Origin of the sequence: Prolixibacter sp. SD074 (assembly GCF_009617895.1) — a bacterium.
GTDB lineage: Bacteria > Bacteroidota > Bacteroidia > Bacteroidales > Prolixibacteraceae > Prolixibacter.
This window is the reverse complement of record NZ_BLAW01000001.1, coordinates 2,614,847-2,628,346: the sequence shown is the minus strand read 5'-3', so window position 1 is coordinate 2,628,346 and position 13,500 is coordinate 2,614,847. Positions and strand designations below refer to the sequence as shown.

At 45.8% G+C, this 13,500-nt stretch carries 11 protein-coding genes; 4 read left to right on the top strand and 7 right to left on the bottom strand.

Going from position 1 to position 13,500, the window contains the following annotated elements; all coding sequences use genetic code 11:
• The first annotated feature begins 9 nt into the window (after window positions 1-9).
• A complete protein-coding gene (locus GJU82_RS11350; RefSeq protein ID WP_153632244.1) occupies window positions 10-651 on the top strand; it encodes a hypothetical protein in 642 nt (213 codons plus the stop codon).
• Between the two features lie 501 nt (window positions 652-1,152).
• Here the strand turns inward: GJU82_RS11350 and GJU82_RS11345 are convergent.
• The 5 genes from GJU82_RS11345 to GJU82_RS11325 all read right to left on the bottom strand — a co-directional run bounded on the left by GJU82_RS11345 (window position 1,153) and on the right by GJU82_RS11325 (window position 4,806).
• Window positions 1,153-1,530: a protein-export chaperone SecB gene (locus GJU82_RS11345; protein ID WP_153632243.1), complete on the bottom strand. Its 378-nt coding sequence runs from the start codon at window positions 1,528-1,530 to the stop codon at window positions 1,153-1,155.
• 1 nt (window position 1,531) lies between these two features.
• Window positions 1,532-1,765, bottom strand: a complete 234-nt coding sequence (locus GJU82_RS11340) for a hypothetical protein (protein ID WP_153632242.1) — start codon at window positions 1,763-1,765, stop codon at window positions 1,532-1,534.
• A 333-nt stretch (window positions 1,766-2,098) separates the two neighbouring features.
• Window positions 2,099-2,323 (bottom strand): hypothetical protein, encoded by a 225-nt coding sequence (locus tag GJU82_RS17505; protein ID WP_228488676.1) that lies wholly within the window; start codon window positions 2,321-2,323, stop codon window positions 2,099-2,101.
• Between the two features lie 414 nt (window positions 2,324-2,737).
• Window positions 2,738-3,946, bottom strand: coding sequence for an IS91 family transposase (locus GJU82_RS11330; protein ID WP_153630599.1), 1,209 nt, complete (start codon window positions 3,944-3,946; stop codon window positions 2,738-2,740).
• On the bottom strand, window positions 3,931-4,806 hold the full coding sequence (locus tag GJU82_RS11325) for a site-specific integrase (protein ID WP_228488755.1): 876 nt from the start codon (window positions 4,804-4,806) through the stop codon (window positions 3,931-3,933). Before GJU82_RS11325 ends, GJU82_RS11330 begins: the two co-directional genes overlap by 16 nt.
• Before the next feature lie 304 nt (window positions 4,807-5,110).
• Between GJU82_RS11325 and GJU82_RS11320 the strand changes: the two genes are divergently transcribed.
• From GJU82_RS11320 to GJU82_RS11310, 3 genes are read left to right on the top strand one after another with little or no spacing between them, the layout of a single operon-like run.
• The gene (locus GJU82_RS11320) at window positions 5,111-6,952 is read left to right on the top strand and encodes a DNA topoisomerase IV subunit B (RefSeq protein WP_153632241.1); all 1,842 of its coding nucleotides are present in this window, start codon (window positions 5,111-5,113) and stop codon (window positions 6,950-6,952) included.
• 51 nt (window positions 6,953-7,003) lie between these two features.
• Window positions 7,004-9,640 carry a DNA gyrase/topoisomerase IV subunit A gene (locus tag GJU82_RS11315; protein WP_153632240.1) on the top strand — a complete coding sequence of 879 codons (2,637 nt, stop codon included), beginning with the start codon at window positions 7,004-7,006 and terminating at the stop codon, window positions 9,638-9,640.
• Between the two features lie 25 nt (window positions 9,641-9,665).
• A complete protein-coding gene (locus GJU82_RS11310) occupies window positions 9,666-10,175 on the top strand; it encodes a shikimate kinase (protein ID WP_228488675.1) in 510 nt (169 codons plus the stop codon).
• A 46-nt stretch (window positions 10,176-10,221) separates the two neighbouring features.
• Here the strand turns inward: GJU82_RS11310 and GJU82_RS11305 are convergent, their stop codons facing one another.
• Together GJU82_RS11305 and recJ are read right to left on the bottom strand one after the other, a co-directional pair.
• Complete coding sequence (locus GJU82_RS11305) at window positions 10,222-11,496, bottom strand: uracil-xanthine permease family protein (protein ID WP_153632239.1); 1,275 nt, start codon at window positions 11,494-11,496, stop codon at window positions 10,222-10,224.
• A gap of 45 nt (window positions 11,497-11,541) precedes the next feature.
• Window positions 11,542-13,230, bottom strand: coding sequence for a single-stranded-DNA-specific exonuclease RecJ (gene recJ, locus GJU82_RS11300; RefSeq protein ID WP_228488674.1), 1,689 nt, complete (start codon window positions 13,228-13,230; stop codon window positions 11,542-11,544).
• Window positions 13,231-13,500 lie beyond the last annotated feature (270 nt).

The window sequence follows — 13,500 nt, the reverse complement described above, 5'->3', positions numbered from 1 at the left end:
ATTAAGTCTATGAACACGAACCAAAACAAGCACCTGCGGATGTACCTCAATACGCAGACTGCGTTGGACAACAACACCAACAAGTGGAACACGCTGCCCATTATGGTAGCCACGAAAAACCAATACGATGAACTGATTCAGCGTATCATTGGTCAAAACGAGAAGACGAACCCGGCCAGCAAAGGCATCACCGAGAGCAAGGACCTGGTTCGTTACGGCCTCACCGAGAAGGCGGTTTCGTTGTCGGGAACCATGCAGGCTTTTGCCGCGGTAAATAACGATCTGGAACTGGCCGAAAAAGTAACGCTGCACAAATCAGACCTGACTCGTTGCCGGGAAACCGACCTGGAGGCCCTGGTGGTCCCGGTGATTACCGAAGCCCGCAATCGTATCGAGGCGCTTACCGATTACCAGGTTACCGAAGATATGCTGGTGGAGATAGAAACCAGTCTCGACAACTTCAAGGCGCTGATTGGGCAGCCGCGCACCATCCGGAACAAGGCGTTTGCGGCCAAAACGGTACTGGCCGATTTGTTCGACAAGGCGGATGATCTGCTGAACAACCAGCTCGATAAACTGATGCTGCGTTATCGTGCAACTAATAGCGATTTTTACGAAGAATATACCCGGGCACGGGTGATTGTTGATTAATTTGCTTTTAATGGTTTGGATGAAAGCTCCGGCGCCCTTTGTCCTGTTTCCGGCAAAGACGTGTCGGAGTTTTTTTAGTCAGAATGCGGTGCAGAGAACAACCGGGCTCGTTCGAACTAGTCGGCAGGCGATGCAAACTACTCCGCGGGGCGTTCAAACTACTCGCCGTGCGGTTCAAACTACTCCGTGTGGCGTTCAAACTACTCCGGCTGTGGTTCGAAGAACCCGGCTTGCCGTTCAAACAGCTCCAAAGGTCATGCAAAGCACTCGCGTCCCCGTTCGAAGGACTCCGCGACTGACGCAATGGCAGTCACGACTGCTGCAATGACAGTGGGGCGGGTTGCAGTGGACTTGGATGGGCGTACAATGGACTTCAAAACGGAGCTTGACGGGATTATATGATAAAGCAGTGAAAAGAGGAATGTTTTGGAGCGTTTTGTATGAGAGTAGAGGAATAATGATAGGTTGGATTAATTTTAAAACGCAAAGAACTAAATTATTCTAGTCCTTCTCTGCCAGATTAACGAAGTTGATTGATGGAAGCATAATGGGATCGAAACCAGATTGTAAAGTTAGATTTGAGATGTAGGCTCTTAGAAATGGAAAAGCAATTGCAGGTGCGTTGATTTTAGGGAAATTTGAGACTTTAAAATCTTCGGTTACTTCCTCCTCCGCTGTGAAAATAAATATAGCTTCAATATTTAAGTCAAAACGTTTGTCTTTAATATCCACATTAAAACTAACACCAAAGCTTTTTTTGTTGTCTTCGGGAAAGAAATTTGCAGTTTTCAGGCCGAACGAATTATTTTCTCTACTCCCATCTTGGAGAATAGAAAGATTCAAATCTTGAACTTTCCAACTCTCTAATTGTATTTTCATTCTATGCAGCTAAAGGAGTTGTATCGTCTTCTTGATTTGTATCTAAAGTGGGATTATCAAATAAGACAACTGGGTAAGACATTTTTTCAATCACCGTAAATGATTGATTATCTAAATCCCAATCATCTATAGATTTAAATCCATACTTATGGATAGACAATTCGTACAACTCTTCTGGTGTAATATTCTCAAAGAAATTGTCAATTCTTGATTTTATGTCACTAGATAATTTCATTTTCAATTTCCCCCATTGTAAGAATCGTATTACTTTTAATATTCTTATTCGGTTCAAAAACCGTACAAATTGTACAATTGGGTGTTCTTAATTCTATTTTTTTAATCCTTTCGCGTGCAAATTTAATGTAAAAATTTCCTTTCACAATGTCAATAGGTAAAATACCTTCACCTCTGGCAAGATTAATAAGTAATCCATCATAGAATTTAAGTCTTCGCCCTGTTTTTTTTATCGCTTTTTCAAAGCGATGGGTTAAATAATCAAGGATCTCAACTCCGTCTTCTATTGTTAAATCAAGAAAATTTTCATCAATAACTTCAATTTCAGATTTAATTACGCAAAAGTTATTGTACTTATTCTTTTTTCAATTTTATCCCAAGCATGAGCTATGGCCCACTTTTTTGCCTGTTCATCTGGTTTAGAACTTATTCCTTTTATAAAAAAATAAACTCCATTCCCAAGCCATTCATCATCACCAATAGAGAGTTCAAAATTAGATTTGATAATCAATTTTGCCGATCGATGACTTGTTCCATGATGACCCGTAAAATGATGCATTGTTCAAAAATACTTTCAAACAAACATAAAAAAAATCGAGCGATAGCCAGTAACATTTTAGGAATTAAGGCACAGTTGGGCCCTGAAAAAAGGCAGTAGGTTTGCATACTTACTGCCTTTTTTTAGGGTAACAGCGCTCAAAATGCACGCCCAATTGTGTTTTAATTCGTGTTGGGCTTAACCGTTGCTGTTCAAAGCTATACACTATGGGGATTGAATGGTTTTTCTGCATCCTTTCCGTTGTTTTTCTGCCGCCGGTTTTGCTATTTTACCTGTTTTGGGGCCGGGACCCGGATATTGGGCACGTTTTTCGTTTCCACACCGGACATACTTTTCCCGTTCAGCCAAAAACCAAAAGTTTTAGCCGGTAAACCGGTTGTGCAATTTTTCAAAGAACGATTTGCAGGGTAGGCACTATCCGGGTTCCCACGGAACATCTTTCACCAAACCGGCAAAACGCAACCTCCCTTTTTTACATACCGGGCAGTTAGGCTGCCGGAAGTTTTGGATACATTCCAGGATTTCAGTCCACACCGTATCCTGTTTTTCCCAAACCTGGCCGCCATCTTCCAGTGCCTCTTCTTTCCGGTTTTCGACCTCTTGTGCCAGCAGTTGTTTTGCCGCCAGGATGTTTTGTTTACGGTAACGGCTCGATAAAATTCCATAGTACCGCACTTTAAAAAAGCCCTTTGGCAAAATGTGCAACAAAAACCGGCGGATAAACTCATCCACATCCAGTTTCATTTCCCTGAACCTGCCTGTACGGTAATCTTTCCACGAAAATCGCACTTTGCCATTCTTCACTTCCAAAATCCGCCGGTCGGTAATGGCAATACGAAACACGTAACGCGAAAGGTATTCCAGTATTTTTTCAGGATTGCCCATGGGTGCCTGCACATTCACCACCCAGTCCTTTTTGTATAAAGGCGTGAGGAAGCGGTTAAACTGCACAGGCCCTTTTATGCCTGCCAGTTTGCCGTGAAAATCGAGTTCCCCTTTTTCTTTGGCTTGTTTTAGCAAATACAGAAACTTTCCCCTGAACTTTTTTGCCAATATCTTGCCTGCGATGAAAAAGTTGTTTTTGGCCGGTACATGCACCCAGTGTTCGCGGTCGAAGCCCAGGCCCCCTGCGGGCATGATGCAATGCAGGTGTGGGTGTTCCTTCATGTTCTGCCCCCAGGTATGGAGTACGGTAACCAGGCCAATATCAGCACCCAGGTGCTTTACATCGCGCGTAAGTTCAAGCATAGTTTGTGAAACGGCTTTAAATAATAAACCATACATCGCCTTCTTATTTTGCAGGCATAGCGGGTTTAACTCATGCGGAAGGGTGAACACCAAATGATAATACCCCACCGGGAGAAGTTCTTTCATCCGTTTGTCCAGCCATTCCAGTTTTTCTTTTTGCTGGCACACAGGGCAGTGGCGGTTGCGGCAGGAGTTATAAGATTTCTCTGTATAGCTGCAATGGTCGCATTTCTCGAAATGGCTTCCAAGGCCCCCGGTGCGGCACGCCGACAGCAGGTGGATTAAGCTCTGCTGCCCTTTTGTTACCTTGTTTTGGCTGATGTAGTTTCCCCCGTATTCACGCAGTAAACTTCCTACAGTTATTTGTTCCTGCATAGCCCCTCCAGTCCTTCCAGCGTGTCCAGCGGGTTTACCACCTGGCTTGTGTTGAGTTGCTGCACGTGGAGGTATTTGAGCGTGTTGCTTAAATCGGAATGCCCCATCAGGCGCTGTATGGCCAGAATGTTGGTGCCCTGTTCGAGGTGGTGCGTGGCAAAACAATGCCGGAAAGTGTGTGGCGTGTAAGGCTTTTTAACCTGTGGCGTGCGGTGCCGTGCATTAATACAAATAGTCCGTACTGCTGTAATGCCCAGGTGGGTACCTTTTCCTCCCGCGCCTTCAAAAAGGTAATGCTGCGGCTTGTACTTTTTGTAATAATCCCTTAAAACAGAAAGTAAAACCGGCGATAGCGGCACTTTACGTTGTTTCAGCCCTTTGCCTTCCTGGATGTTTACCTGCATCCGTCGGCTGTCAATGTCGGTAAGTTTGATGTTTACACTCTCTGATACCCTGGCCCCGGTGGAATAAATGAGCATGATGATAGCGCGGTGCTTGAAGTTGTCAATAGCCCCGAGTACATCGCTCACTTCGTCTTTTGATAAAACCAGCGGGAGTGTTTTGGCAACCTTTGGCGTTGGAAGGTATTCTTTTGCCCACTCCTTATGGTAAATATTTGTAAAGAGGAACCGAAGGGCGTAGTAGCCCATTTTTACACTGCCCGGTTTGTGGTTCCCATCGGTGAGCATACTTTGAAAATAGGCCCTGAGTTCTTCTACTCCCGTGTGTTCCGGGTCTTTTTTGCAAAAGTTACTGTAATCGGCAATGTGCCACCAGTAACTTTTACGGGTCCTTTCACTTAGATTCCGTAAAACCGCTTCCTGTTCAAATCTTTTTTTAAATTTGTCATAATAATTAATTTTAAATGATTAAATGCCTCAAAGATACTGGTTTTCGGTGGCCTGTAAAACCACCGAACGCCAGTGAGGTTAAGTTCAACAATATATAAACTAAATGTCCGTTTTTTATCACATGATCCACATAATTCAAAAATCCGAACAGGATCCTATAAAAGAGAACTTGATTATATTGAGGGGCAATTGCATGGTAATATTCAAAGGATTGATCTGGATCGTTTATTAACCGCTGATTGTTTATTTCAAGGGAATCGGTGTTTCTTTATCGCTCCTGAATTTCGTTATATTTGTGCAAAATCGATCGAAAATGACACCAACTTATTCTGAAGATTCCATTCGTACACTTGATTGGAAAGAGCACATCCGGAAACGACCAGGGATGTACATCGGGAAGCTGGGCGACGGCTCTTCTCCCGATGACGGAATTTATGTGCTTTTGAAGGAAGTCATCGATAACTCCATCGATGAGTTCATGATGGGTTTTGGAAAGAAAATCGACGTGGAAGTGAGCGACGAACTCGTGTCGGTAAGGGATTATGGACGGGGAATTCCGCTGGGGAAACTGGTGGAGGTTGCATCGCGCATGAACACAGGTGCCAAGTACGACTCCAAAGTTTTCAAAAAATCGGTCGGATTGAACGGAGTCGGCATCAAGGCTGTCAATGCACTATCTTCAAATTTCATCATCAGCGCCTTCAGGGAAGGAAAAGGGAAACGCGTTGAATTCCGCCAGGGAGTACTGATTAAAGAGGTTGATATTGAAAAAACCGACGAATCCAACGGTACGCTGATTACTTTTGTACCCGACGGGGCCATTTTCCACGAATTCCATTTCATTGCGGATTTCGTGGCGAGCATGCTCAAAAACTACGTTTTTCTTAACGCCGGACTGACCATCAATTTCAACGGAGAGAAATACCTTTCCAAAAACGGATTGCTCGACCTGCTGGAAGAAAACCTCGACCAGCCGCCGCTATATCCCATCATCCATTTGAAAGATGAAGATATCGAGCTGGCCATCACACATGGAAACCAGTACGGCGAAGATTATTATTCGTTTGTCAACGGACAACACACTACACAGGGCGGAACGCACCTGGCTGCTTTCCGGGAAACCGTAGTGAAGACGATACGCGACTTTTACAAAAAGGATTTCGATTCCTCGGATATTCGCGCCTCCATTGTAGCAGCCATCAGCATCAAAGTGGAAGAGCCGGTTTTTGAGTCGCAGACCAAGACCAAGCTGGGTTCGAAAGACATTGGCCCCAATGGCCCTTCGGTCCGGAATTTCATCATGAATTTCGTTCAGAAGGAACTGGACAATTACTTGCACAAGAATTCCGAAACATCGGAAGTGTTGTTGCGCCGCATACAGGAATCGGAACGGGAGCGGAAAGCCATTTCGGGCGTCAAAAAGCTGGCCAGGCAAAGGGCCAGGAAAGCCAGCCTGCACAACAAAAAGCTGCGCGACTGCCGTATTCATTATAACTCCAACGACGATCGGAAGAACGATACCAGCATCTTCATCACCGAGGGTGATTCGGCCAGTGGTTCCATCACAAAATCGCGCGATGTAAATACACAGGCGGTATTCAGCTTACGCGGAAAGCCGCTTAACTCATTCGGGTTAACCAAAAAAGTGGTTTATGAGAACGAGGAGTTCAATTTGCTGCAGGCCGCGCTAAACATCGAAGAAGGAGTTGACGAACTGCGCTACAACAAGGTTATCATCGCAACCGATGCCGATGTGGACGGAATGCACATCCGGTTGTTGCTAATTACCTTCTTCCTGCAGTTCTTTCCCGAATTGATTAAGAAAGGCCATCTGTATATTCTGCAAACGCCGCTTTTCCGGGTACGGAATAAAAAAGTAACTTACTATTGTTACTCGGAGCAGGAGAGAGAAACCGCCATCAAAAAATTAAAGAATACAGCGGAAATCACCCGCTTCAAAGGTTTAGGTGAGATTTCGCCGGATGAATTTAAAAACTTCATCGGTGAGGATATCCGCCTCGAACCGGTGATACTAAACAAACATGAATCGATTTCCGACATGCTTACATTCTACATGGGGAAAAATACACCCGAGCGGCAGGAGTTCATTATCGATAACCTGTATATTGAAAAAGACGAGGTGGAAGTAGTTTAACTCAGAAGCAGAACGGAAATTTACGTCAACCCTAAACGATTTAGACCATAGATGAGTATAGAGGAAGATAAGTTGCCCACTGGTGAGCCGGAAGATGACAGCGCAAACGAATCCAAAAAAGATTTGCATCAGGTAAAGTATTTGTCGGGAATGTACGAAAACTGGTTTCTCGACTATGCTTCCTATGTGATTTTAGAGCGGGCCGTGCCTTATGTCGACGACGGACTGAAACCTGTACAGCGACGTATTTTGCATGCCATGCGGCAAATGGATGACGGCCGTTACAACAAGGTGGCCAACATTATCGGGCAAACTATGATGTACCACCCACACGGGGACGCCTCCATTGGTGATGCCCTGGTGCAGCTCGGGCAAAAAGATTTACTGATTGACACCCAGGGAAACTGGGGAAATACACTGACCGGTGATGGGGCCGCTGCTCCGCGTTACATCGAGGCACGTTTGTCGAAATTTGCGCTGGAAGTACTTTTTAATCCCAAAACCACCAACTGGCAATTATCGTACGACGGCAGAAACCGTGAGCCTGTCACCCTTCCGGTGAAATTCCCGCTGTTGCTGGCACAGGGCGTGGAAGGAATTGCCGTGGGGCTCGCATCCAAAATACTTCCTCACAACTTCCTCGAATTAATTGACGCGGCCATTGCTTACCTGCGCGGAAAAGAGTTCGAACTCTATCCCGATTTCCCTTCGGGTGGCTACATGGATGCATCGCGTTACAACGACGGGTTACGCGGAGGAGCCGTACGGATAAGGGCAAAAATTGAAAAACAGGACAGCCGGACACTGGCCATCACTGAAATTCCTTACGGGAAAACGACCTCATCGGTTATTGAGTCCATTATCAAGGCCAACGATAAGGGCAAGATCAAAATCAAAAAGATTGACGACAACACTTCCGATCGGGTTGAAATCCTGGTTCATCTGGCCGCCGGTGTCAGCTCCGACAAAACGATTGATGCGCTGTATGCCTTTACCGATTGTGAGATTTCGATCTCACCCAATGCCTGCATCATTCATAATGATAAGCCGCAATTCCTGACGGTAACAGACATCTTGCAGCGGTCAGCCAACTCAACGGTTTCGTTACTGAAACAGGAGCTGGAAATCAAAAAGGGTGAGCTGGAAGAGCAATGGCACTTTGCCTCGTTGGAAAAGATCTTCATTGAAGAGCGGATTTATAAGGATAAAGAGTTTGAAGAAGCTTCGTCGATGGATGTGGCCGTTAAGCATATCGACAAAAGGCTGGAGCCATGGAAGCCTAAGCTAAGAAGAGACATTACCCGCGACGACATCCTCAAGCTGATGGAAATCCGGATGGCCCGTATTCTGAAATTCAATTCCGATAAGGCCAACAATAATTTGCTTTCCATCGAAGAGGAAATCGCCAGGGTGCTTCACAACATCGAGAACATCATCGATTATACCATCGATTGGTTTAAGCGGCTAAAAACGAAGTACGGAAAAGGACGGGAACGCCGGACCGAAATCCGCAGTTTCGAAAATATTGAAGCTACAAAAGTGGTTGTCGCCAACGAAAAACTGTACATCGACCGCGAGGAAGGTTTTATGGGAACCGGACTGAAGAAAGCGGAATATGTATGCGATTGTTCCGACATCGATGACATCATTATTTTCAGGCGCGATGGTTCCTATTACATCACGAAAGTGCCGGAAAAAGCGTTCATCGGGAAAGACATTCTTCACCTGGCCGTCTTCAAGAAAAACGACAAACGAACGGTTTATAACCTGGTTTATCGTGACGGACGGGCCGGCAACACCTATATGAAACGGTTCTTTGTTACCGGCGTAACGCGCGACAAAGAATACAACATGACCAAAGGCACGGCAGGGACGAGGATTCTGTACTTCAGCGCCAACCCGAACGGTGAAGCGGAAGTATTGAAAGTGATGCTGAAACCCCGGCCTCGTCTGAAAAAGCTAACGCTTGAAATTGACATGGGGGAACTGGCCGTCAAAGGGCGGAGCGCCATGGGAAACCTGGTCACCAAGCACGATATTCATAAGGTTAGCCTGAAGGAAAAAGGGACCTCAACATTGGGCGGACGAAAAATCTGGTTCGATCCGGATGTGCTTCGGCTGAATGCTGACGGAAGAGGGAAATACCTCGGAGAATTCAGTGGCGAGGACAAAATTCTGGTTATTACCAAAGATGGTTGTTTCCAGCTTTATTCATATGATTTAACCAACCACTTCGAGAACAATATTCTCTCCATCGAAAAATTCCACAATGGGAAAGTAGCTTCGGTTGTCTATTGGGATGCCGATCAAAATTTCTACTATGTGAAACGGTTCGAAATAGACAATGGTGCGAACAAAAACTGCCGTTTCATTGGCGATAATCCGAAAAATAAGTTGGTCAGCATCACCTGGGTTACTTACCCGAGACTGGAACTGAAATTTGGCGGCGAAAGTCAGGAACGGGATGACGAAATTATCGAAGTAGCTGAATTCATTGGCGTAAAATCGTTCAAGGCCAAGGGAAAACGTCTGACCAATTTCACGATAAAGAATATTAAGGAGCTCGAACCGGTCATCAAAGATGAAGATGAACACGAACAGGAAGAAGAGGATGATGTTCCATTGGAAATCAACCGCCCGGATGACGACGGGGACGACGAAAACCAGATAGAAATATCATTCGACTAATAATACGGAAAACCAGAATTTGCCTGTGAAAATTTACCTAATCGGATATATGGGATGCGGAAAATCGACGCTGGGCCGGAAGTTGGCCCGGCGTTTGAATCTCTGCTTCATCGATTTGGATAAATACATCGAAGAACGAAATTTCCGTACCATCCCAGCTATTTTTTCCGAAGAAGGTGAAGAGGGTTTCCGTGAGCGGGAAAAGAAAGCGCTGGAAGAGATTGCCGATTTTGAAAACCTGGTGGTGGCCACCGGTGGCGGCGCCCCCTGCTTTTTTGGGAACATGGATTTAATGAACCGGACCGGCGTCACGCTCTACATTGCCCCTCCGGTAGAGATATTGGTCGAACGGTTACTGAAATCGAAAAACGAACGTCCGTTGATCAAGGGAAAGTCCCGGGAAGAGCTCATCTGCTTCATTGATGAAAATCTGCAAAAAAGAGCCCCGTTTTACGAAAAAGCATCGGTAATAATTCGGGACAAACACAACCTGGAGGCAGACGATATTTTGCCACATTTGGGAAAACACGAATAAAATTCACTGCTTCCCATTCCTTATTTGTTTGCCTTTCAGCGAAAGCTTATATAACAATATCATCTTCTTTCGTTTCGTAAACACGTAATGAATGGCCGGGTAAAATCAAATTCAATACAACCCCTACTACCGATGCCAGTCCAATTCCTGCCAGCGAAAAGCTGCCCCATTGCAACGTAGCACCACCAACGCCGAGCGTAAGCACTACGGAAACGATTACCTGGTTACGGGTGATATTCATGTTGGTCTTTGAGTCGATTAATGTCTTAATACCAACCGAGGCAATCATTCCGAACAGCAACAGCATGATGCCACCAAGCACAGGTTCCGGAATGGTTTTCAGGAACCCGGAAATCTTTCCAACCAATGAAAAAACAATGGCGGTAACGGCCGCAATACGAAGAACTTTCGGATCGCCAACCTTTGTTAATGAAATCGCACCGGTCACCTCCGAATAGGTCGTATTAGGCGGTCCGCCCATAATCCCGGCGAAGAAAGTCGCAACTCCGTCACCAAGCAAGGTACGGTGCAAACCGGGCTCCTCGATAAAATTCTTTTCTACTACACCACCAATGGCATACATGTCCCCCACGTGCTCAATAATGGGAGCTACGGCAACAGGTATCATAAACAGGATAGCGCCCCAGCTAAATTCAGGACGGGTAAATTCCGGCAGAGAGAACCAATCCGCCGCCAGAATCGCGGAGTAATCAACAAGGCCAAGCAATACGGAGAGAATATAACCCACCGCCATTCCAATAAAAATCGGAACCAACTTCATCATGCCTTTTCCAAACGTAACCACTACGATAGCCGTGGCAAGGACCACAGCGGCTACCAACCAGCGTAGGCCGATTCCGGTCGTTTGCAGAATCTCAGCACTTGGCGATTGTACCATATTAATAGCCACCGGAGCAAGAGAAAGCCCGATAACAATGATAACCGGGCCAACAACGACTGAAGGAAACAAACGCTCGATGAAGCGAATGCCCCGTAGTTTTATCAGCGCGGACATACCGGCGTAAACCAATCCGACAGCCATCAGCCCTCCAAGTGTCCCGGGCATGCCGTACATCTCGGAAGAGGCGATAATCGGTGCAATAAATGCAAAGCTACTACCCAGAAAAACCGGAACAATTCCACGTGTAATTAAATGAAAAACCAGGGTTCCCACCCCTGCTGTAAAAAGTGCCACTGCCGGCTCGATTCCCACCAAAAGTGGGACCAGCACGGTGGCGCCAAAAGCAACAAAAAGAAACTGAACCCCAAGCACAGTCCTTTTCCACCCAGTCAGCTGCTGGTTTAAGTTGTTTGAAGCCATTATTAAGGTGTTTGTGTGTTTAGTATCTAAGATTAAGCGTTGTCATTAGTTTTCCGACAATCGGGATCGGATATCCCGCACATTCAACTGCATATATACCTTTCCCCTGTATTCATTCTCGGTAACCGAATAGCAAATATCGAACGGCAGCGCCTGCTTGATCATCTCGTAATGATGTGCCTGTGAAAAGGCGATTCCCGAGAAAACGGAGGATGACCGGTTGGCCTCAATCAAATCGAGCTTGATGTGTTCGCTTCCTTTTCCTACCAGCCTGCTTGTTCCGTAGTCCATCACATCCTCCGTTAGAAAAACCGGCATCATGTTATGGGGACCAAAAGGTTCAAACTGATTCAGTACCCGGAGAAATTTCGGATTCAAATCCGAAAGCCCCACCTTCGCATCGATATCGATGGTCGGTACCAGTTTTACTTTTTTGACCGATTCCGTCACAATCTCCTCAAAGCGACGTCTGAACTCCGGCACATTTTCAATCTTCATCGACATGCCTGCCGCGTACATATGGCCTCCGTAAGATTCCAGCAAGTCGGCACAAGCCCCAACAGCTTCGTAGAGGTCAAATTCTCCAACAGATCGGGCCGAACCGGTAGCCATTCCGTTCGACTCGGTCAGTATCACCGTCGGACGATAATAGTGCTCAGTCAGTCTCGAGGCAACAATCCCCACCACGCCTTTGTGCCAGTCGCGGTTGTACAGAACAGTGGAATTCATGTTCTCCCATCCGTCGTTTTGCTGAATCATTTTCAGGGCTTCCTGGGTAATATTTTGGTCGAGCGTTTTACGTATTTCGTTGTAGGAGTTGATTTCCGAACCCAATGCTTCGGCTTCTTCTTCATCCTGTGCCATCAAGATGGCCACCGACTTCTTTCCGTGTTCAATCCGGCCCGAAGCATTCAGGCGGGGCCCAATCCGGAAGACAATGTCGTTCACCCGAATTTCGCCCTGCATGCCGGCATACTTAATAAGAGTCTTCAAGCCGATGGAAGGATTGGAATTCAGTTTCCGCAGGCCGTAGTATGCCAGCACCCGGTTCTCTCCGGTGAGCGGAACAATGTCGGACGCAATACTAACAACAACCAGGTCGAGCAACTCGTAAATCACATCCTCCGGAATGCCTTGGTCACGACAAAAGGCCTGTATAAATTTAAATCCAACGCCACAACCTGAAAGTTCTTTGTAAGGGTAGTTACAGCCGGGCTGTTTGGGGTCGAGGACGGCCACCGCATCGGGAATCTCATCACCGGGATTATGGTGGTCACAAATGATAAATTCAACTCCCATCTCCTTGGCCTGGGCAATTTTATCAACCGCTTTAATACCACAATCGAGCACAACGACGAGCGAATAACCATTCTTTGCCGCATACTCAATTCCCTGTTTCGAGATTCCATACCCTTCCATATACCTATCGGGAATGTAGTAATCGACATTCGTCAGTTTGTTTTGGAGGAAGGAATACATCAGGGCGACTGAAGTGGTTCCGTCCACATCGTAATCACCGTATACCAATACTTTCTCACCGTTTTGAATGGCCTCAACAAGACGCTTTACCGCCTTGTCCATGTCTTTCATCAAAAAGGGGTCGTGTAAATCGGATAACCGGGGGCGGAAAAAAGAACGGGCATCCTGATAGGTTTTGATGCCTCGCTGGACCAGTAGGTTAGCAATCGCCATGTCAACATTCAAGGCTGCCGATAAGTGCTTCACCTCATTCATGTCGGCTGGCTGTTTTAAATTCCAGATTTTTTGCATACCCTATAGTCTCCTAACTCGCTTTTCTGCTTTATTTATAAATTTTCCAAATTATAAATTTTCCAAAGATACAAAATGCAGACAGGGAGCAAAAACAAAAATCTAACATTCATCAAGTTTTGTTAACAAAACATTAAGAAGAAAATAAAGTCATTAACACCGTATGGTTATTTCCCCTTCGCCCTGATCATTGCCTCTTTTTTCAGGCTACTTAAAAATATAATCCTTTGGTTA